The sequence below is a fragment of the Streptomyces blattellae genome (genome assembly GCF_009709555.1).
GTDB classification, from domain to species: Bacteria; Actinomycetota; Actinomycetes; order Streptomycetales; family Streptomycetaceae; genus Streptomyces; species Streptomyces blattellae.
On record NZ_WJBG01000130.1, the window covers coordinates 94743 to 118517 of the forward strand.

Consider the following 23775-nt stretch of genomic DNA (forward strand, 5'->3'; position numbering starts at 1 on the left):
CGACCGGCCCCGTGGCGGGCCCGACCGTCCTATTGGCCGTCCGGCCGCCTCGTCGTCGAGGTGAATCGGGGTCACCGCCTGACGTTCAGGGGCACGGTGTCCTCGATCACGGCACGGCCGTCCGCGGGAGACTCCCAGTACGCCGTCAGCGTGCCGGGACCCGAGCGGGTCGCCTTGTAGGGGATCGTCACGTCGAACGTGCCGCGCGTCCCGGTACCCGACGTCGCCGTGACGTACGGGTTGGCCACGGTGCGCCCGGCGGCGTCGGTGATCTTCAGGCGGAGGGTCGCCTCGAAGGTGTTGGCGCTCCCCCACACCCGCACCGGTGTGCGGATCGTGTCGCCGATCAGCGGCGACTCGACGAGGACGAGGGGGGCGAGGTCCTCGAAGTCGGCCCGGCCCACGGGCTCGTTGAGGACGATGCCCTCACCGCCGAAGGCCGTCACCGGCTTGCCGTCCAGTTCGAACCGCACCTTCTCGATGGTGGGGAAGCGGGTCGCGGTGAACACCACCTGGGCGAGCCGGGCCCGCATCGACAGGCTCCCGCCGCCGTCGTCGTACCGGCCGGAGAGGTCCACCGTGGCCACGCGGCGGTTCACCACGACCGAATTCAGCGTCGTGCCTGAGGGAATGGCCGTGGTGCGGCCATGGCCGCCTTCGTATCGGCTGGGCCCGGCCAGCAGGGCGCGCAGCGCACCAGCGGCCGTGGTGGGCGCGGTCACCGTGCGCGGGGCGGGCGAGATCTTCTCCCCGTGCAGGAAGTACACCGACGCGCGCACCTGACGTGGTCCGCCACTGGGAGTGGTCGACTTCGTCGACGGGGCGGCGGTGCCTGGTGTGGTGATCCCGTCCCGGCCGGGTGCCGCGGGGCTCCCGGCCGTGCCGCCGCTGGTGCCGTCGGTGCTCGACGTGCCCGGCCGGGCGGTTCCGGGTGAGCTGCCCGGGGCGGCGGTGCCGTTGCCGGCCTCGCTGCCGCACGCGGTAGCCGCGGATGACACGAGCAGGACGGCAGTGGCCAGGACGATCGGTGGACGCAGGCGGTGGGACGTACGACTGGTGGAGATCTCGGTACTCATGGCGGCCTCCTCCGACGATCCCAGGCCACACCTCCGGCAAGGCCGGCCCAAAGTGCCTTACGGCCCTGCGGGGAGGGCCATACGGCACCGTTTCGGGTCGCTCGGAGGGTGGATGACGCTCCGTCAGGTGCGCTGGACGCGGCCGGTGCCGACGGACCCGTCCTTGCCGCCCCGGAAGCAGCTCGCCCCGGGCCGACCGGACCGGCGGCAGGGACGTCCGGTCCCTGCCCGCCTTCGCGGGACCGTTCGACGCTGGAGTCGTAGCAACTGCCCTGCCGTAACACCACGTTCGGGCCGCGGTACGCCCGCCTTTCGCCGCGCTCCCGCAGGCCCGCCGCACGCCCGAGGGGCATTCGGGGAGGGAAAAGTCATGGCGTCGGTCACCTTCGACAAAGCAACGCGGTGCTTCGCGAACATGGACCACCCGGCCGTCTGCGAGCTCGATCTGGAGATCGCGGACGGCGAGTTCATGGTCCTGGTCGGCCCGTCCGGCTGCGGAAAGTCGACCAGTCTGCGGATGCTCGCCGGTCTGGAGGACGTCGACTCGGGGACGATCCGGATCGGCGACCGGGATGTGACCCATCTGCCGCCCAAGGACCGCGACATCGCGATGGTGTTCCAGAACTACGCCCTCTATCCGCACATGACGGCGGCGGACAATATGGGCTTCGCACTCAAGATCGCCAAGATGCGCAAGGAGGAGGCACGCCGACGCGTGGCGGAGGCCGCCGGCATCCTCGGGCTGGACGACTACCTCGACCGCAAGCCCAAGTCGCTCTCCGGCGGACAGCGCCAGCGGGTGGCGATGGGACGCGCCATCGTCCGGGAGCCCCAGGTGTTCCTGATGGACGAGCCGCTGTCGAATCTGGACGCCAAGCTGCGGGTGCAGACCCGTACCCAGATCGCGTCGCTCCAACGGCGTCTCGGCACGACCACGGTGTACGTCACCCATGACCAGGTCGAGGCGCTGACCATGGGCGATCGTGTGGCCGTGATGAAGGACGGTGTGCTGCAGCAAGTGGGGACGCCGAAGGAGGTGTTCGCTCGTCCCGCCAACGCTTTCGTCGGCGGGTTCATCGGCTCCCCGGCGATGAACCTCTTCCGTCTCGCGCTCACCGCCGACGGCACGGAACTGGGCGGGCTGGTCCTGCCCATGCCCCGAGCGGCCCTGCAGGCGGCCCACGCCGAAGGCGCCGCGGAGGTCACCGTCGGTATCCGCCCCGAGCAGTTCGGCGTCCTCTCCACCGGAGACCTGCAGACGCCGGGGCTGGAGGTCGTGATCGACACCGTCGAGGACACCGGTGCCGTGACCTATCTGCACACCACCGCCAAAGTGGGCCAGGAACTCGCGCAGGTCGTTGTCCGGGCCCCGGGGCGCGGGACGTACGGCAAGGGCAAGCACCTGCGCATCGCACCGCGTGCGGAGGGCGTCCATCTGTTCTCGGCGACGACCGGTCTTCGCCTGCCTGCGGCGGAGGCACCGGCCTGAACCGGCGCCGCGCGCGATCGCTCGGAGCGGGACCCACCGCTCGGCCGCCAGGGGCCTTCGGCGCCGACTCGGGGGGCGGTGAAGGCGTTCGGCCGGACCCGCGCCCTGGACGGGAGGACCCCGCCCGCGGCCACGGGTGAGGCACACGGCTTCCTCGGGCCCGACGGTGCGGGCAGGACCACGACCATCCGTGTCCTGCTCGGGCTGCCGCGCGCCGACGCGGGTGCGGTGCGGCTGCTGGGCGGCGATCCCCGGCGCGATGCCGTCACCCCGCACCGGCGACCGTCCTACGGGCCGGGTGACGACAGCCTGTCACCGCACCGCTGCTGCTCGCGGCGCCCGCCGCCACACTGACGGTGGCGGGCCTGACGGGGTTCCGACGGCGGGACGTCGGCTGAGCGCTCCGCCGGCCGTGTCGATGCGGCCCGCAGGGCCACGATGTGCCGTCGGTCCTCCGTGACACATCGCGGCCGGTCGCGCCCCTGCACGGCATGGCCGAACCGAAGCGGCCCCACCCGGCCTGCGACGGACGGCAAAGGGGCCGTTCGGCCCGGGTGTGGGCCCCGTCGACCCTGCCGGGGCGGGTGCCTGCGCGGCGATCCTGGTACTGGAGGCCCCGTAGCAGAGGCCGGGGCACCAACCGGGGAGGTGTTGGCCGTGCTTCGCCCCGTAGTCGTAGGAGTGGATGGTTCACGTGAGAGCCTCGCCGCCGCCGACTGGGCGGCCCGGGAGGCCCTGAGGCGCGGCCTGCCGCTGCGCCTGGTGCACGCCTGGGAAGGCGGCATGTCGCCCGACGAGTCGGAACTGCCCGAGCTGGGGGCACCACGCTACTGGGCACGGCGGATCCTGCGCGGCGCGCTGGACCGGCTCAACGAGCGCTATCCGCAGGTGTATCTGAGCGCCGAGCAGATCTCCCGGCCCGCCTCCGACGCCCTGGTCGCGGCGGGCGACGAGTCCGAGCTGCTGGTCCTGGGCAGCCGGGCGTTCAGCGGCTTCGGTGGGTTCATGGCCGGCTCGGTGGCGCTCATGACGGTCGCCCATGTGGCACGGCCCGTCGTGCTCGTACGGGCCGACCAGACCGTCGAGGACGAGCATGTGCCGGACCCGGAGGGCCGGCCGTCGGCCCGTACCCCGTACCGCGATGTCGTCGTCGGCGTGGACCCGGCGCAGTCGTGCGAGGACCTGCTGGCGTTCGCCTTCGAGAGCGCGACGCTGCGGGCCGCTCCGCTGCGGGTGGTGTACGCGTGGCAGCTGCCGTACGTTCCCCGTGCGCTGGAGGCCAAGGCCCGGGGCGAGGTGCGGGCGGCCGCCGAGCAGGCGCTGGCAGCCGTACTCGCGCCGTGGCGGGAGAAGTACCCCGCGGTCGAGGTCACGCCGCTGGCCGAGGAGGGACGTGCGGCGCAGCAGCTGCTCGACGCTACGAAGGACGCCGGCCTGCTGGCTGTCGGCCGCAAGATCCGCCCGGCCAGGATCGGCACGCACACCGGGCCGGTCGCGCACGCGGTGATGCACCACGTCCGGTGCCCGGTCGCGATCGTCCCGCACGAGTGAGTCGTCCCTCCCGGTCCCGTCTCGCAGGGGGACGGACCGGGAGGGGCCGGTATCAGCTCATGCCCATCGGCCCTCCATCGGGGACGTCCGGCCCCTGAGGCCCAGGCCCGTCCCAGCGGTACGACGGGAGGAGCCCCGTAAGGGAGGAGGGTGCCGTGTTCCAGGTACGCGTCCACGGCCGCGGAGGTCAGGGTGCTGTCACGGCGGCGGAGCTGCTGTCGGTGGCGGCCTTTCTGGAGGGCCGGTACGCACAGGCGTTCCCGAGCTTCGGCTCGGAACGGACGGGAGCGCCGGTGATGGCGTTCTGCCGGATCGACGACCGGCCGATCCGCGTCCGTGAACCCGTCACCCGGCCCGACGCACTCGTGATCCAGGACGCGACCCTGCTGCACCAGGTGGACGTCTTCGAAGGGCTCAGGGCCGACGGCTCCGTCCTGATCAACTCGCCGAGCAGCCGGGATGAGTTGGGCCTCACGACGCTCACCGGGCCCGTCTTCACCGTCCCGGCCACCACCATTGCCCTACGCCACGTCCGCCGCCCGGTTCCCAACATCGTTCTGCTCGGCGGCCTCGCCGCCGTCACCGGCTGCGTGACGATCGACTCGCTCATCGCCGCCGTACAAGAGCGCTTCCCGGGCGAGCTGGGCACGGCCAACGCGGCCGCGGCCAGGGAGGCGTACCGCCACATCCGTGTCCAGCGGGAGGAACCCGCCCATGCTCAAGCAGACTGAGGGCTCGCGCGCGGTCGCCGAGACGGTCGCGTACTGCCGCCCCGAGGTGATCGCCGCCTACCCGATCTCCCCGCAGACGCACATCGTCGAGGAGCTCAGCCGACGGGTGAAGTCCGGTGCGCTGGACCGTTGCGAGTACGTCAACGTCGAGTCGGAGTTCGCGGCGATGTCGATGTGCATCGGGGCCTCGGCGGCGGGCGCCCGCGCCTACACGGCGACCGCGAGCCAGGGTCTGCTGTACATGGTGGAGGCGCTCTACAACGCCTCCGGGCTCGGCCTGCCGATCGTGATGACGGTCGCCAACCGGGCGATCGGCGCCCCCATCAACATCTGGAACGACCACAGCGACACGATGTCCCAGCGCGACTCCGGCTGGATCCAGCTCTACGCGCGCGACAACCAGGAGGCCGCCGATCTGCACCCGCAGGCGTTCCGGCTGGCCGAGGAGTTGTCGCTGCCGGTGATGGTGTGCATGGACGGCTTCGTCCTGACGCACGCCTGGGAGCGGATCGAGGTGCCCGAGCAGGCGCAGGTCGACGCGTTCCTGCCGCCGTACGAGCCACGCCAGGTCATGGATCCGGACGAGCCGGTGTCGATCGGCGCGATGGTCGGCCCGGAGGCCTTCACCGAGGTGCGTTATCTGGCGCACGCCAAGCAGATGCAGGCGCTGGAGGCGATTCCGCGGATCGCGGAGGAGTTCCAGGACGTCTTCGGGCGGGACTCCGGCGGGCTGGTCCAGCCGTACGCCTGTGAGGACGCCGAGACGATCGTCGTGGCGCTTGGCTCGGTGCTGGGCACCGTCTGCGATGTCGTCGACGAACTGCGGGAGCGCGGGGTGCGGATCGGGGCGCTCGGGATCACGTCCTTCCGACCGTTCCCGCTGGACGCCGTGCGGGCCGCGCTGGGACGGGCGCGTCAAGTCGTCGTGCTGGAGCGGGCGTTCGCCGTCGGGATCGGCGGGATCGTCTCGGCGAACGTGCGTACCGCGCTGTCCGGGATCCAGCTCGACGGTCACACCGTGGTCGCCGGGCTCGGCGGGCGGGCCATCACCAAGGCGTCGCTGCACCGGCTGTTCGACGACGCGATCGGCGGGCGGCTCGGGCAGCTGACCTTCCTGGACCTCAACACCGAGCTGGTGGAACGGGAGTTGGCGCGGATGGAGCGGACGCGGAGGTCCGGGCCGTCCGCCGAGAACATCCTGCGTGATGTGGGGAGCAACCGATGAGCGCCGCGCAGCAGGTGAAGTTCTACCAGGTCGGCAGCCATGCCGCCGGAAACCGGCTGCTGGGGCCCCAGGCGCAGTCCGACCAGGCCGACCCGGACCGTTCCAACGCGCTCACCTCCGGCCACCGGGCCTGCCAGGGCTGCGGCGAGGCGCTCGGCGCCCGCTATGTCCTGGACGCGGCACAGCGGGCGGCCGGCGGCAAGGTGATCGCGGTCAACGCGACGGGCTGCCTGGAGGTGTTCTCCACGCCGTACCCGGAGACCTCCTGGCAACTCCCCTGGCTGCACTCCCTGTTCGGCAACGCACCCGCCGTCGCCGCCGGGGTCGCCGCCGCGCTGCGTGCCAAGGGCCGCACCGACATCCGGGTGGTCGGACAGGGCGGGGACGGCGGCTCGGTCGACATCGGCCTCGGCTGTCTGTCCGGCATGTTCGAGCGGAACGACGACGTCCTGTACGTCTGTTACGACAACGAGGCCTACATGAACACCGGCGTGCAGCGCTCGGGCGCCACTCCCCCGGCCGCGCGCACGGCGACCACGCAGGCGGTCGGCGAGGAGCCGGGCGCCCCCTTCGGGCAGGGCAAGAGCCTGCCGCTGATCGCGATGGCGCACGAGATCCCGTACGTCGCCACGGCCACCGTCGCCGGGCTGCGCGATCTGGAGGCCAAGGTGCACCGGGCGATGGGGATGAGAGGCGCCCGCTATCTGCATGTGCTGGTGCCCTGTCCGCTGGGCTGGGGCACGGCGTCCTGCGACACGGTGCGCATGGCGCGGCTGGCCGAACAGAGTGGTCTGTTCCCGGTGTTCGAGGCCGAGTACGGCGAGGTCACCGATGTGACACCGATCCGGCGGCGGGTGCCGGTGGAGGAGTATCTGCGGCCGCAGAAGCGGTACGCGCACTTGTTCACGCCGGAGCCGGATCCGAAGGCCGTCGCCCGCATCCAGCGGGCCGCCGACCGCAACATCGCCCGTTTCGGGCTGCTGGAACATCAGGAGGCGTCGTGAAGGAGAAGCCGTTCGCGATCACCCTGGACGTGGGATCCAGTCTGGCCAACCGCACCGGCGCCTGGCGCACCGAGCGTCCCGAGTACGTCCACCGGCTGCCGCCGTGCAACCAGGCGTGCCCGGCCGGGGAGAACATCCAGCAGTGGCTGTTCCACGCGGAGAGCGGCGACTACGAGTCCGCCTGGCGGCAGTTGATGCGGGACAACCCGCTGCCCGCCGTCATGGGCCGGGTCTGCTACCACCCGTGCGAGACCGCCTGCAACCGTGTCCAGGTCGACAACGCCGTCGGGATCAACGCCGTCGAGCGCTTCCTGGGCGACGAGGCGATCAGGCGCGGCTGGACGATCAAGGCTCCTTCGGTGTCCTCCGGAAAGCGCGTCCTCGTCGTCGGCTCGGGCCCCGCCGGGCTCTCGGCGGCCTACCATCTGCGCCTGCTCGGCCACGAGGTGACGATCCGCGAGGCGCAAGCGCAGCCCGGCGGCATGATGCGCTACGGCATCCCGCGCTACCGCCTGCCCCGGGAGGTCCTGGACGCGGAGATCGACCGCATTCTGGCGCTGGGCGTCACGCTGGAGTGCGGCACCCGCGTCGACGACGTGCCCGCCGCTCGGCGGGACGGCGGCTTCGACGCCGTGTTCCTCGCCGTGGGCGCCGGCATCGGCCGACGCACGTACATCCCGGCGGGCGACAGCGCGCGCATCCTCGACGCCGTGGCGCTGCTCGGCAGCATGGAGGGCGAGGGTCCTCCGCTGCTGGGCCGTACGGTCGCGGTCTACGGCGGCGGCAACACGGCCTTGGACGCGGCCCGCACCGCGCGCAGGCTGGGCGCGACCGACGCCGTGGTGGTCTACCGGCGCACCCGGGACCGGATGCCCGCGCACGACGAGGAGGTCGAGGAGGCGCTGGAGGAGGGCGTACGGGTCAAGTGGCTCTCCACCATCAAGCATGCCGACGGCGGCCGCATCACGATCGAGCGGATGCGGCTCGACGACACCGGATTCCCGCAGCCCACCGGTGAGTTCGAGGAGCTGGACGCCGACTCCGTCGTCCTCGCACTCGGCCAGGAGTCCGACCTGTCACTCCTCGACGGCGTGCCCGACCTGACCGTGGACCACGGGACGGTGCAGGTGGCGGACGGACTGATGACGGGGCATCAGGGGATCTTCGCCGGGGGTGACATGGTGCCCGCCGAACGCACGGTCACCGTGGCGGTGGGGCACGGCAAGAAGGCGGCGCGGCACATCGACGCGTATCTGCGGGGGACTTCGTACGAGCCGGGTGACAAGCACGCCCCGGCCGGCTTCGAGCGGCTGAACACCTGGTACTACTCGGACGCCCCGGCATCCGTACAGCCGCGGCTCGAACCGGCCCGCCGTGTCTCGACGTTCGACGAGGTCGTGCAGGGGCTCGGCGAGTCCACCGCCCTGTTCGAGGCGCGGCGCTGCATGTCGTGCGGCAACTGCTTCGAATGCGACAACTGCTACGGCGTCTGCCCCGACAACGCCATCGCCAAGCTGGGGCCCGGCAAGGGGTTCGCCATCGACCTCGACTACTGCAAGGGGTGCGGGCTGTGCGTGGCCGAGTGCCCGTGCGGGGCGATGGACATGGTGCCGGAGGAGTGACGAGCCGGTTCAGTCGTCCGCCGTGAGGGCGGCGAGGGCGGCGTCCAGGCGGCGGGTGGCCTCCTCGGCGACCGGGCGCAGGGCGTCCAGCTCGGTGAGGGCGACCATCGTGTTCGGGTCCAGGACCTGTACGGCGGTGCGGTCGCCGTCGCGGCGGACGACCACGTTGCAGGGCAGCAGGAGGCCGATGGAGCGGTCGGTGTCCAGGGCCCGGTGGGCGAGCGGCGGGTTGCAGGCACCGAGGATGACGTAGTCCTCCATGTCGTGGTCGAGCTTGGCCTTGAGCGTGGCGGTGACGTCGATCTCGGTCAGGATGCCGAAGCCCTGGGCGGCGAGGGCGTCACGGACGCGGTCGACGGCGGTGGCGAAGTCGGTGTCGACGTGCACGGTGCGGTCGTAGCGCATGGCGGGGTCTTTCTGGTCGATTCGTTCGCTCGGGGTCGGGTGTCGCGCTGTCGTCAGGCCAGTGACAGGAACAGCTTCTCCAGGCGGGCACGCATCTGCCCGACGTCCTCGCCGTTCTTCCGGCCGGACTCGATATCGGTCACGCACTGCTCCAGACCGGTGGCGATGATCGCGAAACCGGCCCGGTCCAGCGCACGCGAGGCGGCGGCGAGTTGGGTGACGACCTCCTCGCAGTCACGGCCCTCCTCGATCATCCGGATCACACCGGAGATCTGTCCTTGCGCCCGGCGCAGCCGGTTCAGCACGGCCTTGAGGTCCGCGCCTTCGAGTTCGAGTTCCACGTTCACTCCCCGGATGAATACCCCTATGGGTATTATACGCCCTCACATCGACACCGGCCAGAATTCACCCCAGGCGTACCGGCGAGAGCCGGCGACCGACTGCCCTGAGTGGCCCCGGCCGTCAGCGGGCGTCGTCCCCGGGGCCGGGCTGCGCCAGCGCGGCGTGGGCGAGGAGGCGGCGGGCGAGATCGCGTGCCTCGTCCGCGGTCAGCGACGCCCAGACTCCCGGCTCACCGCCCTGGTCCCGGCCCACATCAAGGGCGACGCGGCTGATCGGCCGGTCCGTCGACGCGAGCCTCAGGCACCTCACCGCGATCCGCCGACCGCAAGCCGTCACCAGGGGCCCGTCGCCGGCCGTGGGCGACCGGCCTTCTTCCGTCGTCGTCATCGGTCTCACGCCCTCCCTGGGGGACAGGTCCTCGACGTCCTCCCCACCGGGCCTCCGTACGATGACGCATACCCAGCGGGGTATCAGCGACAGCGCTCGCGGCGCTCGGATTGTTCCCGTCACCCGGTGCGATGGGACCGGGCGCCGTACGGATCCCGCGGCGGCGCAGCAAGTACCGGCCGAGCAGGATCCCGGCGCCGGTGGCCGCGGCAGTCCAGATCCAGGGGCTGGCCAGCAGCGTGCGGGCCAGGCCGGCGCCGGTCTGCTGACCGAGGACGAAGACGCCCATGACAGCCACGAACCAGCCGAAGGACTTGCGCAGCGCGTCCTGCGGGATGCGCCCGGCGACTCGGCCGCCGATCAGTCCGCCGACGACAGCGGTCGCCGTGACCAGGGCCGCAAGCCCCCAGTCGATGTGGACACTGGCGAGGTAACCGGCCAGCCCGGCGAAGGACTTCATGGCGATGACCAGCAGCGAGGTGCCGACGGCGACGGCCATGGGCAGCCCGCCGAGCAGTGCGAGCGCGGGGACGACCAGGAAGCCTCCACCCGCACCCACCAGGCCGGTGACCAGGCCCACGACGATGCCGTCCAGCAGAACGTGGAACACGGGGAGTTCGTGATGGATCCGCTTCCGCTCCTCTTTGCGTCCGCGGATCATGGCGACTGCGGTGGCGATCATCATGAAGGCGAACGCGACGAGCAGAACGGTACCGGGGACGAACGCGGCCAGCCGCCCGCCCACGTAGGCGCCGGCCATGCCCGCCAGCCCGAACAGCGACCCGGTCCGCCACCGGACCCGTCCGGCGCGGGCGTGTGAGACGACTCCGGCGGCGCTGGTGACGCCGACGACGAACAGCGAGGTGGCGATGGCCTCCTTGGTCTCCATCCCGGCCAGGTAGACCAGGATGGGCACGGTCAGAATCGACCCGCCGCCGCCCAGCACGCCGAGGCTGACGCCGATGAGCAGCGACGCGGCGACGATCAGGGCGATCATGACGTGCCTTTGAGGGCGGCGATGACCGTGTCGATGTCCGTGCGGGGACCACGGTTGTAGGGCAGCTTCGACAGCAGCATGCCCAGGGCGCAGGTGTTGGTGAGCGCGGCGACGGTCAGCCCGGCCCCGACCGCCGTGCCGATGAGATGCAGTCCGGGCAGGAACAGGCCCGCGACGCCGGTGATCAGCACGATGGTTCCGGCGACGAGCCGGACCTGGCGCTCCAGGTCCCAGCGCTCGGGGCCGCGGGTGAGGAAACCGCCCGCGGACTCCCAGGCCAGGATGCCGCCGTCGAGGACGCGCAGGTTGGGCAGTCCGGCCTCGGCGAGGGCCTGTTCGGCCTGGGCGGCGCGGGCGCCGGAACGACAGATGAGTATGACCTCGTCGTCGAGGTGGTGCAGAAGTTCGGCGCGGTGTTCGCGCAGGGTGTCGAGGGGGACGTTGTAGGAGCCGGGGATGTGCGCGGTGCGGAACTCGCCTGGCGTGCGCACGTCCAGCAGCCGGGGGCCGTCGCCGTCCAGGTGGAGGTCGCGCAGGACGGTGGGGTCGAGTCGAGGGGCGCTGGCCTGGTGGGTCATGAGGTTTCCTTGCTGCCGCTGGGACGGCTGAGGACATCGAGGGATACGGGGAGACTGGGGATGGCCGGCGGATCGGGTGGCCGCCGGTTCTCCCGGCGGCCACCCGTCCGGCTTCACGCGTCGGCGTGCGCGGGCAGGGCGAGCCAGGCGCCGTAGCCGCCGAGCAGGTCGGAGACGTCGGTGCGGCCCTTGTGGCGCAGCAGGCTGGCGGCGACGGAGGAGCGGTGGCCGCCCGCGCAGTGCACGACCAGAGGACGGTCGGCCGGGATCTCGTCGATCCGGCGGGCGAGTTCGGCGAGCGGGATGTGCAGCGAGCCCTTGATGAAGCCCTCCTCGCGCTCGGCGGTGTTGCGCACGTCCAGCACCAGCGGAGCCTCGCCGCCGTCGAGCAGCCGGCGCAGTTCGCCGGCGGTCAGGCGACTGGCCCGCTCCATCTCGCCGGCCAGGGCCGGGAAGGCGCCCTCGGGCTCGCGCAGATACCCGCCGACCTTGTCGAACCCGATCCGGGCGAGCCGGGTGACGACCTCCTCCTCCCGGTCCTGCGGCGCGACCACCACGACCTCCTGGTCGGGGGCGACGACCATGCCCGCCTGTTCGGCGAAGCGGCCGTCCGCGGGCACGTTGACCGAGCCGCCCAGATACCCGGGCCCGAAGTCCTGCGGCGAACGGGCGTCGACCACGACCGCCCCGGCCGCGCGCCGCTCCATGAACTCCTCCACCGACAACGGCCGGGGCGTGGCGGAGGCGTCGAACAGGCCGTGTTCCTTGCGGTTGAGGATGGCGTCGTAGACGAAGTACGCGGGCGCGGACGGCTGCCCGGCCGTCACCAGCTCCACGAACTTCTCCTCGCTCATCGGCCGGCAGGCGTAGTTGGTGGCGCGCTGCTCGCCGATGGTGGACTGGCGCTGCGTGGAGAGGTTCTTGCCGCAGGCGGAGCCGGCGCCGTGGGCGGGGAAGACCCGGACGGCGTCGGGGAGGGCCATCAGCTTGTGCTGGATCGTGTCGTAGAGCATCCTGCCGAGTTCGTCGGCGGTCACCCCGATCGATGCGAGCAGGTCGGGGCGGCCGACGTCGCCGATGAACAGCGCGTCACCGGTGAGGACGCCGTAGGGGACGGTGTCGCCCGCGTGCTCGTACACGAGGACACTGATCGACTCGGGGGTGTGGCCGGGGGTTTCGAGGATCTGGAGCTGGACGTCACCGAGGGCGATGCGTTCGCCGTCGGCCAGCTTGCGAATGGGGTACTCGGCCTCGGCGCGCTGCCCGTAGCCGATCCAGGCTCCGGTGCGGTCGGCGAGCTCCAGGTGGCCGGCGAGGAAGTCGGCGTGGAAGTGGGTGTTGACGACGGCCTCGATGGTGAACCCGTGCGCCTCGGCGTCGGTGAGGTACTCGGAGATGTCGCGGCGCGGATCGACGACGACGGCCTTGCCGGTCGTCTCGTCGGCAATCATGTACGAGGCCTGGGAGAGGCAGTCGAGGTAGTACTGGGCGAAGAACATGGTCGGGTGACCTCCGAATTCGGATCGGATTAATACCCCGGGGGGTATGAAAAAGGGTCTGATCCGCCCTTGCCGAAGGGCGGGTGTGGTGGTCGGCCCGGGTCGGGGGATGCCCGGGCCGACCGGTCAGAGGCGGCCGGTGAGCATGCCGCGCCAGTACACCGGCGGCAGGCCGTACCGCTTGAACGCCCACATCGTGCGCCGCTCCTTGAACGGATCGATCAGCGGGAACGTGGGTGTCGGGTTCAGGTCGTAGTCGAACTCGGCGAGCAGCATCCGGTCGCGGGCCGTCACCAGCGGGCAGGACGTGTAGCCGTCGTAACGGTGCGACGGGGAACGGCCGTTCATGACGTCCAGCAGGTTGCCGGCCACGACCGGGGCCTGCTTGCGCACCGCGGCACCGGTCTTGGACGTGGGCAGGTTCGCCACGTCGCCGAGCGTGAAGACGTTGTCGTAGGACGGGTGCTGGAGAGTGTGCTTGTCGGCCGCGACGAAGCCCTGCGGACTCGCCGGGGCGGCCAGCGGACTCGCCTTGACCCAGTCGGGGGCGCTCTGCGGCGGTACGACGTGCAGGAGGTCGTAGCCGATGGTCTCCTTCGAGCCGTTCGCGTGGTCGGTGACGGTGACCTCGCGGGCATCGCCGTCGACGGCGGTCATCTCGGAACGCAGCCGCACCTCGATGCCGTACCGGGAGGCCACCTTCTCCAGCACCCGCGACCAAGCGGGCACCTTGAACAGGGCCGGATCGGGGATCAACAGGATGACGCGGATCCGGTCCAGGACCTTTCTCCTGCGCCAGTGGTCGGCGGCCAGGTAGGCGATCTTCTGCGGGGCGCCGCCGCATTTCAGCGGGGTCGCCGGGTGGGTGAAGACGGCCGTACCCGAGCGCGTCTGCCGGATCAGCTCCCAGGTGCGCGGGGCGTACTCGGGCGCGTAGTTGCTGCTCACCCGGTCATGCCCCACGGCCTCGCCGAGACCGGAGACGCCGCCCCAGTCGAGTTGGAGGCCCGGTGCCAGCACCAGGTACTCGTAGGTGAGTTCGTCGCCTCCGGACAGGGCCACCGTCCGCGCTTCGGGGTCGACGGCCAGGGCCCGGCGGCGGATCCACCGCACGCCGTCCGGGATGACCGACCCCTCGGGGCGGCGGCTGTCGCTCAGAGGTGCCTGACCGCCGCCGACCAGGGTCCACAGCGGCTGGTACCAGTGCGTGTCGGACGGTTCGACGAGGGTGATGTCGGTGACACCGGCTCGGCGCAGACGGGCTGCGACGCTGATGCCGGCACTGCCGCCGCCGACGACGGCGACGCGATGGCGGCCGGATATCGGCTCACCGGCGAAAGAGGGGGTGGCGGCCAAGGTGGAACTCCTCTCCAGCTGACCTGAGTGCGGGTGTCGGTGGGGTTGCGGGATTACGGTCGGGCCGCGCGCTCGTCGTGCCCGACGGCAACCGGACGGCCGTCACCGGCCCAGGCCAGGGTGCCGCCGGCCACGGACCAGGCGTCGATGCCCCGGGAGGCCATCCAGTCGGCGGCGGTCCTGCTGCGGTTGCCGCTGGCGCAGATCACGTACACGGGACGGTCGGTGGGCAGCTCGCCGCAGCCTGCCGGGACGGTGCGCAGGGGCATCAGCCGCGCGCCCGGCACATGTCCGGCCGCGTACTCGTCGGGCTCTCGCACGTCGATCAACAGGATGCCCTCGGCCCAGGCCGCGGCGAATGCCTCCTGTCTTGCTTCACGGGCCACTTCATTGCCTCCTCAAATACCCCCGGGGGTTTCCATGCGGCGAGAGTACGGCGGTCGCGGGAGCTCCGTCAAATACCCCGTGGGGTATTTGCCCGCGAGGCAACGTCCGGCTCCGGGCGAGAGCCGGCCGCAGGCGGCGAGCCCGGTGACGCCGCCCGGGGCAGGCTGATGGTCATGCGGGTTCCGCCGTGCGGTCCGGGCCCCGCTGCGACGGTGCCGCCATGGGCGGTGACCAGCTCCTTGACGACGGCCAGCCCGATCCCGCTGCCGCCGGTGGCACGGGCACCGGTTCCCTGCCAGAGGCGGTCGAAGACGTGCGGCAGTTCGTCGGCGGGGATGCCGGGGCCGGTGTCGGCCACCTCGACCAGGGCTTGCGCGGGTGTGGCGAAGGCCGTGACGGTCACGGTGCCGCCCGGGCGGCAGTGCCGGGCGGTGTTGCTGAGGAGGTTGCCGAGGGCCTGGTGCAGGCGGTCCGCGTCGGCCCGGACGGGCAGGGGTCCGACGTCCAGGCGGGTGTGCACCGACAGCCCCGCCGTGCGCAGTTCGGCCTCGCGTCCGGCTAGGGCGGCACGGACCAGGGCGATCAGATCCACCTCGGCGAGGCGGAGTGAGAACCGGGCCGACTCGGCCTCCGCCAGCTCACCGAGGTCGCCGACGATGCGGCCCAGCCGCAGCGTCTGATCGTGCAGTGCGGCCAGCCGGTCCGGGGACGGGGCGACATAGCCGTCGCGCAACTCCTCAAGACCTGCCTGCAGAGCCGCCAGCGGAGTGCGCAGCTCATGCGCGACATCGGCGGCGAGCCGGTGCCGGGCCTGCTCGGCACGGGTGACGTCGTCGGCCATGGCGTCGAAGGCACCGGCCAGGTCGCCCAGTTCCCCGGGGGCGTCGATCCGGGCGCGGGCGGTGCGGTCACCGGCGGCGAGGGCGCGGGCGGTGGCCGCGACCCGCACCACGGGGGCCGTCAGACGCCGGGTGACGAACCAGCTCACGGCCAGCGCCAGGGCGAGGGCGCCGAGGGCGGCGGCGGTCACCCAGCCCCAGGCGACGGACAGCCCGGCGTCGCCGGAGCCGGCCGGGAAGCGCAGCTGTACGGAGCCGACCTGGTCACCGTCCACCAGAACGCTCGCGCTCGCCGACGGCCCCGAGGTTCCGTCGCGCCCCCGTGGGCCGTGCTCCCGGCCGGCCTGCCTGCCGTGCTCGTCCGTCGAACCGGTGCTGGACAGGACGACCTCGTTGTGCGCGTTCCGCACGGTCAGCACGGCTCCGGCCCCGGCTGCCACGGAACGGGCCACGCCGAGGTCGGCCGCCGTCCAGCCGTCTGCCGCCCGATAGGCATCCGCGGCGGCGGTCGCCACGCGGGTCGCGGTGCGCTGCCGATCCGCCGCGTGGGCGCTGCTCAGCCCACGGTCGGTTCCGAGCAGCGCCGCACCGGTCAGCAGCGCCACGGACGCGAGCGCGACGACGGCGAACGCGGCGAACAGCCGTCGCCCCAACGGCCCCAGCCCATCTGCCGACCGGCTCCGCCGACTGAGCGGAGACGGGGGCCGGGGCGGTCCGACGGCCTGCGCGGAAGGCGTGTCCAGCGACTTCGCGGCGTCCGGCGAAGACGCCGCCGATCCGCCAGGGTGCGGCGCGGAGTGCTCAGGGGTCACGGGACCACCCCAGTCGATAGCCCACCCCCAGCACCGTCTCCACGATGCCGGGTCCGGCCGGGCCCAGTTTGTGCCGCAGGTTCTTCACGTGCGAGTCGACGGTCCGCTCGTACCCGGCGAACTCGTAGCCGCGCACCCGGTTGACCAGCTCGTAGCGCGAGTACACCCGCCCGGGCACCGACGCCAGCTTGGTCAGCAGCCCCCACTCGGTGGGTGTGAGCTCCACCGGCGTCCCGTCCAGCAGGGCCTCGTGCCGCGCCTCGTCGACACGCAGCCGTCCCCCACCGTACGAGGCTGCCGTCGCCGGGCCCTTCCCACTGCCCCGGGCACGCTGGAGGACGGCACCGACCCGCAGCACCACCTCGGTCGGGCTGAACGGCTTGGTGACATAGTCGTCGGCGCCCAGCCGCAGCCCGTGGATGCGGTCCTCGACGGTCGTGCGGGCGGTCAGCACCACCACCGGCACGGCGCCCTGCTCCCGCGCCTCGCGCAGCACCTCGTCCCCGTCCACATCCGGCAGGCCGAGGTCGAGCAGCGTCAGGTCGACGGCCCGCTCGCCCAGCAGTCGCAGGGCCTCCGCACCCGACCCGGTCGTCACCACCCCGTAGCCGGCGCGCTCCAGGTAGCGGCGCAGCAGATCTCGGATCTCCTTCTCGTCCTCGACGACGAGCACGGTCGTGGCCATACCCCACACGTACGCGCGCGGCCCCGGCCCCGAGGAGGGCCGGACAGGCCACACCCGTGCGTCCGAACGTCTCCATCCCGACTCCACAGCCACCGCACACCGACTGCGACGCCCCGCGCGACGGTACGGGTGCGGGAGACAAGGCCCGTCCCCCGCCCACTGAAGGAGGCTCGCCATGAAACGCAACGTCAAGCTCGCCACCGCACTCACCGCGGGCGCCCTCGCCATCGGCGGCGTGCTGGCGGCGGGCCCGGTTGTCGCCGACTCGGGCGACCCCTCGCCGAGGCCGGACCGCACCACGGCAGAACGCCCGACGACGGGCGGCGCCCCGCACCACGGGCACCGCCAGGGCGACCACGGGACGGACGGCCGTCACGACGGATCCTGCACCTCGTACCGCCTCGCCCCGCAGGGCACCCTGACCGCCTCCCAGAAGGCCGCGCTCGCGGACCAGGCGGAGGAGGAGCAGCTGGCGCACGACCTGTACACGGTGTTCGCGGACCGCTACGACGCACGGGTCTTCGACAGGATCGCGGCGGCGGAGACCCACCATCTGACCGCCGTCCGCACCCTGCTGGACCGCTACGCCGTCACGGACCCGACCGCGGACCGGCCGGCCGGCGACTTCGTCGACCCCACGGTCCAGGCCACCTACGACCGGCTGCTGAAGCAGGGCGAGGACGGCCTGGACGCGGCCCTCGAAGCAGGGCGCACGGTCGAGTCGAAGGACATCGACGCGCTGACCGAAGCACTGTCCGGCCTCACCGCACCGGACGTGCGACAGGTCTACGACAACCTGCTCGCCGCCTCCGAGCGGCACCTCGCGGCCTTCGACCGCTGGATCGCCACGGGGTGAGCACGACCGAGCCGGAGGGCCGATCGCCCTCCGGCTCACTGTGCCGGCCCCCGGCTCCCCGGTGCCGCTGTCAGCCGACGAACTCCCCCACCGCCGCCTTCAGTTCGCTCAACCCCTTCTTGGCATCGGTGAAGAACATCCCGGTCTTCGGGTCGGTGTACAGCTCGTTGTCGATGCCTGCGTAGCCGTGGCCCATCGAGCGCTTGATGACGACGACGCTCTTCGCCTTGTCGACGTCGAGGATCGGCATGCCCGAGACCGCGTTGCCGGGGCGTCGGGCGATCGGGTTGGTCACATCGTTCGCACCGATCACCAACGCCACGTCCGCCTGCGGAAACTCGGGGTTGACGTCGTCCATCTCCTTCAGCTGGGTGTACGGCACGTTCGCCTCGGCCAGCAGCACGTTCATGTGCCCGGGCATCCGGCCGGCGACCGGGTGGACGGCGTAGCTGACATCGACGCCGTGGTCGGTCAGCAGCTTGGCCAAGTCGCCGAGTTCGTGCTGGGCCTGGGCGGCGGCGAGGCCGTAACCCGGCACGAAGACGACCTTCCTCGCATACGCCAGCTGGATCGCCACGTCGTCCGCGGAGACCGACCGCACCTGAGCCGGAGCACCGGATCCGGTTGCCGCGGGGGCACTGTCGCCGGTGCCGAAGCCGCCGATCACGATGTTGGCGATGGAGCGGTTCATGGCGTCGGCCATCAGCTTGGTGAGGATGCCGCCCGACGCGCTGACCAGCATGCCCGCGATGATCAGTGCCGTCTCGTTCAGGACGAAGCCCGCCATGGCGACCGCGGATCCCGTGAAGGCGTTCAGCAGGGCGATGACCACCGGCATGTCGGCGCCGCCGATCGGCAGCACCATCGTCACGCCGAACAGCAGGGCCACCGCCACCAGGCCGTACAGGGCGGTGCGGGAGTCGGGTGCCAGCACCAGCCAGACCGCGCCGACGACGAAGGCAGCCGGCAGCAGGACGTTGAGGAGCCGCGCGCCCGGGAAGACCACCGGCGCCCCGGACACCACGCCCTGGAGCTTGCCCGCCGCGATCAGCGAGCCGGAGAAGGTGACCGCGCCGATGACGATGTCCAGGGCGCCGGGGAGGGAGACCCGCGCGCCCAGCAGGGCCGCGTCCTCGGCCTGGAGCAGGTCGTTGACGGCGATGAGCGCCGCCGCCCCACCGCCGACCGCGTTGAAGACGCTGACCAGTTGGGGCATCGCGGTCATCTGCACCGCGCGCGCGGCCCACAGGCCGAGCGCGGCACCGAACAGGCCTCCGGTCACCAGCACCAGCCACCCGGTGCGGCTGATCACGCCCTCATCGGCCACCAGCCACACCGTCGCGCCGATCGCCACGGCCATCGCCCCGGCCGAGAGGCTGTTGCCGCGGCGGGCCGTGCGCGGGTGGTTCATCAGATGCAGCCCGAGTACGAAGCAGGCCGCCGCGGCCAGAAAGATGTAGTGAACGGCGTCGGAGACGTTGTCCATGGCTTCTCACACCTCCTTCTCACTGGTCGGCCTGGCCTTGAACATCTCCAGCATCCGGTCGGTCACGACGTACCCGCCGACCACGTTCATGGCCCCGAACGCCATCGCCACGAAGGCGAGGACGTACCCGAGCCAGGTGTGCGACTCGGCGGCGATCAGCATCGCGCCGATGACGACGATGCCGTGCACGGAGTTGGAGCCGGACATCAGCGGGGTGTGCAGGGTCGCCGGGACCTTGCTGATGACCTCGATGCCGACCAGGACGCTCAACACGAACACGGTGATCGCGGTGAGGAGATCGAGGTTGTTCATGAGGGTTCTCCTCCCTTGAGTTCGCTCGCTCCCGTCAGCGCGGCCGTGATCTCGTCGGCCGGGTCGAGGACGAGTTCGCCGTCGCGTACGAGGTGGCGCAGTACGGCGACGAGGTTGCGGGCGTACGCCGTGGAAGCGGCGGTCGCCATCGCGGACGGGAGGCGTCCGGCCCCGATGAGCGTGACGCCGTTGTCCAGGACGTCGGTCTTGTCGTGCTCACTGCCCTCGACGTTGCCGCCGAAGTCGCTCGCGGCGAGGTCGACGACGACCGAGCCGGGCGTCATCCGTTCCAGCACGGCCGCGCTGACCAGCAACGGCGGCTTGCGGCCCGGTACCTGAGCCGTGGTGATGACGATGTCGCTGCGGGCGATGTGGGCGTCCAGCGCCGCACGCTGCGCCCCCTGCTCCTCCGCGGTCAACTCGCGTGCGTAGCCGCCTTCTCCGGCGCCCGATCCGGTGCCTGGCGGGCGCGCTACGTCCAGGAATCGGGCGCCGAGCGACTCCACCTCCCCTCTCGACTCGGGGCGTACGTCGTACGCCGTGACGACGGCGCCGAGGCGGCGGGCGGTGGCGATCGCCTGGAGCCCGGCCACTCCGGCACCGAGGACGAGGACCTGCGCCGGGCGCATGGTGCCCGCCGCGGTGGTCAGCATCGGGAAGAAGCGGTCGTAGGAGTCGGCCGCCAGCAGTGCCGCCTTGTAGCCGGCGACGTTGGCCTGGGAGGTCAGCGCGTCCATGGACTGGGCGCGGCTGAGAGTGCGGGGCAGCAGGTCCAGGCTGACCGTGCGGATGCCGCGCTCGGTCAGATCCTGCACGAGGGCCGGGTGCCGCAGCGGTTCGAGCAGGCCGATGAGGGTCTGCCCGGGGCGCAGTGCGGTCGCGGTCTCCTCGTCGGGCGGGCCGACGCACAGGACGGCGTCCGCGCGCGCGTACAGCTCGTCCGGGGGTACGACGCTCGCGCCTACTGCGGTGTAGTCGGCGTCGGTGAACCAGGCGCCGGATCCGGCTCCGGCCTCGATCAGCACGTCGAGTCCGGCCCGGCTCAGGAGGGTGACGGCCTCGGGGACGAGGGCGACCCGGCGTTCGCCGGGCGCTCGCTCCCGTACGGCTCCCACGGTGACGGTTGGCATGGTCTGCTGCCTCTCTCCGGGACCCGGTGGTGTCCGGGGCCCCGGAACTCTCAGAACTCGAAGACGAGCCGTGCTTCGGCCCGTCCGCCGAGAACCTCGTCGAAGGAGTCGTTCACCTGCTCCAGACGCCGCGGCTCGGCGATCACCTGGGTACGTCCGGCGGCGTGCAGCGCGAACACCTCGGCCAGGTCCTGGCGGGTGCCGACGATGGAGCCGATCACGGAGATCCCGCCGAGGACGGTCTCGAAGATCGGCACGTTGATCGCCGCGTTGTCGGCGGGCAGTGCGACCATGACCAGGCGTCCGCCGCGGTTGAGTGACCTGTAGGCCTGCTCGAACGCCTTGGGCGCGGCGGCGAGCACGACGGCCACGTCCGCGCCGCCGGCCTTCTTGATCTCCTCGACCGGGTCGTGCGTCCGGGCGTTGACGATCTCGTCGGCGCCGAGCCGGTGGGCCAGGCCCAGCTTGTCCGGTTCGAGGTCGACGGCGGTGACGAAGCCGCCCACGAGCCGGGCGTACTGGAGGGCCAGATGGCCGAGTCCGCCGATACCGAAGACGGCGACGCGTTCGGCCGGGCCGATGTGTGCGACCTTGATCGACTTGTACGTGGTGACGCCCGCGCAGGTCAGCGGCGCCGCGTCGAACGAGGTCACCCCGTCGGGCACCCGGACGACCGCACCCGCGTGCGCGACGGCGTACTCGGCGAAGCAACCGTCCACCGAGTACCCGGTGTTGGCCTGGCTCTCGCACAGGGTCTCCCAGCCGGAGACGCAGTAGCGGCAGGTGCCGCAGGACGAGCCGAGCCACGGGACGGCGACCCGCTTGCCGATCAGCGTCTCGGACACGCCCGCGCCGACGGCCTGGACAGGCCCGACGCCCTCGTGGCCGGGGGTGAACGGCGGCTGCGGCTTGACCGGCCAGTCGCCGTGCGCGGCGTGAATGTCGGTGTGGCAGAGGCCGGATGCCTCCATGCGGACGAGTACCTGGCCGGGGCCGGGCTCGGGGACGGGAATGTCCTGGATCTCCAGCGGCTTCCCGAAGTCGGTGACCACTGCTGCCTTCATGATCCACTCCTCAGTTCGGTTCTTTTCCGGGTGGGTCGACCCGGCTGACGAAATGCAGCCCGTCCCCGGCTGCGAGGGAGAAGCCGCCCGGTGTGCCGGGCCTGACGTCGAGGACCAGGCGCGGGCGGCCGAGGGCCGCGTACAGATCGGCGTCGATGTGGAAGGTGCAGCCGTCCACGACGCCCAGCAGCAGATCCGCCTCCCCCAGGGCGAGTTCGCCGTCCGGATAGCACATCGGGTCGCTGCCGTCGCAGCAGCCGCCTGACTGGACGAACATCACCGGTCCCCCGTGGGCGGCGCGCAGGGCCGCGATGGCCTCGCGCGCCGCCTCGGTGGCGGTGACGCGCCCGGCGGTGTCGTCGTGGACGTGTCCGGGCATGTCCGGTGCCTCCTAGAACAGCCCGAGCGGCTTGGCGCCGTAGCTGACCAGGAGGTTCTTGGTCTGGCTGTAGTGGTCGAGCATCATCTTGTGGGTCTCGCGGCCGATGCCGGAGACCTTGTAGCCACCGAACGCGGCGCCTGCCGGGTACTGGTGGTAGCAGTTGGTCCAGACACGGCCGGCCTTGATGGCACGGCCCATTCGGTAGGTGCGGCCGGTGTCGCGGCTCCACACGCCTGCGCCGAGGCCGTACAGCGTGTCGTTGGCGATCTCCAGGGCCTCGGCCTCGTCCTTGAAGGTGGTGACGGCGAGGACGGGTCCGAAGATCTCCTCCTGGAAGACCCGCATCTTGTTGTGGCCCTTGAGTACGGTCGGCTCGAAGAAGAAGCCGTCCGCGAAGTCTCCGTCGAGCGCGGGCCGGTGGCCGCCGACCAGCAGTTCGGCGCCCTCCTTCTGCCCGATGTCGACGTACGAGGCGATCTTCTCGACCTGCTGCCGCGAGACCTGCGGGCCGATCATGGTCGCGGTGTCGAGCGGGTCGCCCTGCTTGATGGCGCGGATCCGCTCCAGGCACCGGCCCATGAACTCCTCGTAGATGTCCTCCTGGATGAGGGCACGGGACGGGCAGGTGCAGACCTCGCCCTTGTTGAACGCGTAGAGCACGAGCCCCTCGACGGCCTTGTCCAGGAAGTCGTCGTCCTCGGCGGCCACGTCGTTGAAGAAGATGTTCGGCGACTTGCCGCCCAGCTCCAGGGTGACCGGGATGATGTTCTGGGACGCGTACTGCATGATCAGCCGGCCCGTGGTGGTCTCGCCGGTGAAGGCCACCTTCGCGACGCGCTTGTTGGTGGCGAGCGCCTTGCCGATCTCGGCACCCGGGCCGTTGACGACGTTGAGGACGCCCGGCGGCACGATGTCGCCGATGACCTCCATCAGCTTCAGGATCGACCACGGCGTCGGGGAGGCCGGCTTGATCACCGTGGCGTTGCCGGCGGCGAGCGCCGGGGCGAGCTTCCACGCGGCCATCAGCAGCGGGAAGTTGAACGGGATGATCTGCCCGACCACGCCCAACGGCTCGTGGAAGTGGTAGGCGATCGTCTCCTTGTCGATCTCGGTGATCTCGCTCTCCTGGGCGCGGATGGCTGCCGCGAAGTAGCGGAAGTGGTCGGCGGCGAGCGGGATGTCGGCGGCCAGCGTCTCGCGGACCGGCTTGCCGTTCTCCCAGCTCTCGGCGACGGCGAGTTCCTCGCGGTGGGCGTCGATGGCGTCGGCCACCTTGGTGAGCACCGCGGCCCGTTCGGTGGTGGACGCGTCGCCCCACCTGTCCTTGGCGGCGTGTGCGGCGTCCAGCGCGAGTTCGATGTCCGCGGCCCCGGACCTGGGAATCTCACAGATGGGCTTGGCGGTGGCGGGGCACAGGTTGGGCGAGTACTGCCCGGTGGTGGGCGCCTCCCACTTGCCGCCTATGAAGTTCTCGTACCGTGGTGCGACGTCCACAGGGCTGCCGGGCTTGCCCGGAGGCTCGTATTTCATGACCGTCCCCTTTCCGATCACGACGATCGT

23 protein-coding genes and 2 pseudogenes are annotated in these 23775 nt (G+C 71.6%); 8 read left to right on the forward strand and 17 right to left on the reverse strand.

Features of this window, described 5'->3' with window-relative positions:
• Nucleotides 1-71: 71 nt before the first annotated feature.
• Nucleotides 72-1076 carry a GerMN domain-containing protein gene (locus tag GFH49_RS13190; protein WP_196217964.1) on the reverse strand — a complete coding sequence of 335 codons (1005 nt, stop codon included), beginning with the start codon at nucleotides 1074-1076 and terminating at the stop codon, nucleotides 72-74.
• Nucleotides 1077-1446: 370 nt separating this feature from the next.
• Here GFH49_RS13190 and GFH49_RS13195 point away from each other — a divergent pair, with 370 nt between their 5' ends.
• The 7 genes and pseudogenes from GFH49_RS13195 (at nucleotide 1447) to GFH49_RS13225 (ending at nucleotide 8698) form a co-directional block, all read left to right on the forward strand.
• Nucleotides 1447-2565 (forward strand): ABC transporter ATP-binding protein, encoded by a 1119-nt coding sequence (locus GFH49_RS13195; protein ID WP_155056046.1) that lies wholly within the window; start codon nucleotides 1447-1449, stop codon nucleotides 2563-2565.
• Nucleotides 2566-2643: 78 nt separating this feature from the next.
• Nucleotides 2644-2886: pseudogene (locus tag GFH49_RS13200) on the forward strand (ATP-binding cassette domain-containing protein); the annotation flags it as partial.
• Between the two features lie 336 nt (nucleotides 2887-3222).
• Complete coding sequence (locus GFH49_RS13205; RefSeq protein ID WP_155056048.1) at nucleotides 3223-4116, forward strand: universal stress protein; 894 nt, start codon at nucleotides 3223-3225, stop codon at nucleotides 4114-4116.
• Nucleotides 4117-4271: 155 nt separating this feature from the next.
• The gene (locus GFH49_RS13210; protein WP_155056049.1) at nucleotides 4272-4847 is read left to right on the forward strand and encodes a 2-oxoacid:acceptor oxidoreductase family protein; all 576 of its coding nucleotides are present in this window, start codon (nucleotides 4272-4274) and stop codon (nucleotides 4845-4847) included.
• Nucleotides 4831-6072, forward strand: coding sequence for a transketolase C-terminal domain-containing protein (locus tag GFH49_RS13215; RefSeq protein WP_155056050.1), 1242 nt, complete (start codon nucleotides 4831-4833; stop codon nucleotides 6070-6072). The genes GFH49_RS13210 and GFH49_RS13215 overlap by 17 nt, the downstream gene beginning before the upstream one ends.
• Nucleotides 6069-7076 (forward strand): thiamine pyrophosphate-dependent enzyme, encoded by a 1008-nt coding sequence (locus GFH49_RS13220; RefSeq protein ID WP_155056051.1) that lies wholly within the window; start codon nucleotides 6069-6071, stop codon nucleotides 7074-7076. Before GFH49_RS13215 ends, GFH49_RS13220 begins: the two co-directional genes overlap by 4 nt.
• Nucleotides 7073-8698 (forward strand): NAD(P)-binding protein, encoded by a 1626-nt coding sequence (locus tag GFH49_RS13225; RefSeq protein ID WP_155056052.1) that lies wholly within the window; start codon nucleotides 7073-7075, stop codon nucleotides 8696-8698. The genes GFH49_RS13220 and GFH49_RS13225 overlap by 4 nt, the downstream gene beginning before the upstream one ends.
• A 9-nt stretch (nucleotides 8699-8707) precedes the next feature.
• Here the strand turns inward: GFH49_RS13225 and GFH49_RS13230 are convergent, their stop codons facing one another.
• From GFH49_RS13230 to GFH49_RS13275, 10 genes and pseudogenes are all read right to left on the reverse strand, one after another.
• Entirely contained in the window at nucleotides 8708-9103 is a 396-nt protein-coding gene (locus GFH49_RS13230; RefSeq protein WP_155056053.1) for a DUF302 domain-containing protein, read from the reverse strand.
• A 53-nt stretch (nucleotides 9104-9156) separates the two neighbouring features.
• The gene (locus GFH49_RS13235; protein ID WP_155056054.1) at nucleotides 9157-9444 is read right to left on the reverse strand and encodes a metal-sensitive transcriptional regulator; all 288 of its coding nucleotides are present in this window, start codon (nucleotides 9442-9444) and stop codon (nucleotides 9157-9159) included.
• Between the two features lie 121 nt (nucleotides 9445-9565).
• The gene (locus GFH49_RS40980) at nucleotides 9566-9697 is read right to left on the reverse strand and encodes a hypothetical protein (protein ID WP_268867495.1); all 132 of its coding nucleotides are present in this window, start codon (nucleotides 9695-9697) and stop codon (nucleotides 9566-9568) included.
• A gap of 235 nt (nucleotides 9698-9932) precedes the next feature.
• A pseudogene (locus GFH49_RS13245) lies at nucleotides 9933-10829 on the reverse strand (sulfite exporter TauE/SafE family protein); the annotation flags it as partial.
• Complete coding sequence (locus GFH49_RS13250; protein WP_155056055.1) at nucleotides 10826-11407, reverse strand: rhodanese-like domain-containing protein; 582 nt, start codon at nucleotides 11405-11407, stop codon at nucleotides 10826-10828. The pseudogene GFH49_RS13245 and the gene GFH49_RS13250, both read right to left, overlap by 4 nt.
• Before the next feature lie 113 nt (nucleotides 11408-11520).
• Complete coding sequence (locus GFH49_RS13255) at nucleotides 11521-12906, reverse strand: MBL fold metallo-hydrolase (RefSeq protein WP_155056056.1); 1386 nt, start codon at nucleotides 12904-12906, stop codon at nucleotides 11521-11523.
• Nucleotides 12907-13032: 126 nt separating this feature from the next.
• On the reverse strand, nucleotides 13033-14262 hold the full coding sequence (locus GFH49_RS13260) for an NAD(P)/FAD-dependent oxidoreductase (protein WP_155056057.1): 1230 nt from the start codon (nucleotides 14260-14262) through the stop codon (nucleotides 13033-13035).
• 53 nt (nucleotides 14263-14315) lie between these two features.
• A complete protein-coding gene (locus tag GFH49_RS13265) occupies nucleotides 14316-14648 on the reverse strand; it encodes a rhodanese-like domain-containing protein (RefSeq protein ID WP_155056058.1) in 333 nt (110 codons plus the stop codon).
• Nucleotides 14649-14716: 68 nt separating this feature from the next.
• Nucleotides 14717-16141, reverse strand: coding sequence for a sensor histidine kinase (locus GFH49_RS13270; RefSeq protein WP_230396270.1), 1425 nt, complete (start codon nucleotides 16139-16141; stop codon nucleotides 14717-14719).
• A gap of 148 nt (nucleotides 16142-16289) precedes the next feature.
• The gene (locus GFH49_RS13275; protein ID WP_155056059.1) at nucleotides 16290-16985 is read right to left on the reverse strand and encodes a response regulator transcription factor; all 696 of its coding nucleotides are present in this window, start codon (nucleotides 16983-16985) and stop codon (nucleotides 16290-16292) included.
• A 175-nt stretch (nucleotides 16986-17160) separates the two neighbouring features.
• Here GFH49_RS13275 and GFH49_RS13280 point away from each other — a divergent pair, with 175 nt between their 5' ends.
• The gene (locus GFH49_RS13280; RefSeq protein ID WP_155056060.1) at nucleotides 17161-17841 is read left to right on the forward strand and encodes a ferritin-like domain-containing protein; all 681 of its coding nucleotides are present in this window, start codon (nucleotides 17161-17163) and stop codon (nucleotides 17839-17841) included.
• Between the two features lie 70 nt (nucleotides 17842-17911).
• Here the strand turns inward: GFH49_RS13280 and GFH49_RS13285 are convergent, their stop codons facing one another.
• Genes GFH49_RS13285 through GFH49_RS13310 form a run of 6 tightly spaced genes read right to left on the reverse strand, consistent with a single transcriptional unit; the run spans nucleotide 17912 to nucleotide 23745 of the window.
• Nucleotides 17912-19327 carry an NAD(P)(+) transhydrogenase (Re/Si-specific) subunit beta gene (locus tag GFH49_RS13285; protein WP_155056061.1) on the reverse strand — a complete coding sequence of 472 codons (1416 nt, stop codon included), beginning with the start codon at nucleotides 19325-19327 and terminating at the stop codon, nucleotides 17912-17914.
• 6 nt (nucleotides 19328-19333) lie between these two features.
• The gene (locus tag GFH49_RS13290; protein ID WP_155056062.1) at nucleotides 19334-19639 is read right to left on the reverse strand and encodes an NAD(P) transhydrogenase subunit alpha part 2; all 306 of its coding nucleotides are present in this window, start codon (nucleotides 19637-19639) and stop codon (nucleotides 19334-19336) included.
• Nucleotides 19636-20769, reverse strand: coding sequence for an NAD(P) transhydrogenase subunit alpha (locus tag GFH49_RS13295; protein WP_155056063.1), 1134 nt, complete (start codon nucleotides 20767-20769; stop codon nucleotides 19636-19638). The genes GFH49_RS13290 and GFH49_RS13295 overlap by 4 nt, the downstream gene beginning before the upstream one ends.
• Nucleotides 20770-20819: 50 nt before the next feature.
• Nucleotides 20820-21833, reverse strand: coding sequence for a zinc-dependent alcohol dehydrogenase (locus GFH49_RS13300; protein ID WP_155056064.1), 1014 nt, complete (start codon nucleotides 21831-21833; stop codon nucleotides 20820-20822).
• Between the two features lie 10 nt (nucleotides 21834-21843).
• Nucleotides 21844-22212: a DUF779 domain-containing protein gene (locus GFH49_RS13305; RefSeq protein WP_155056065.1), complete on the reverse strand. Its 369-nt coding sequence runs from the start codon at nucleotides 22210-22212 to the stop codon at nucleotides 21844-21846.
• A 12-nt stretch (nucleotides 22213-22224) separates the two neighbouring features.
• Nucleotides 22225-23745: an aldehyde dehydrogenase family protein gene (locus tag GFH49_RS13310; protein ID WP_155056066.1), complete on the reverse strand. Its 1521-nt coding sequence runs from the start codon at nucleotides 23743-23745 to the stop codon at nucleotides 22225-22227.
• Nucleotides 23746-23775: the final 30 nt, after the last annotated feature.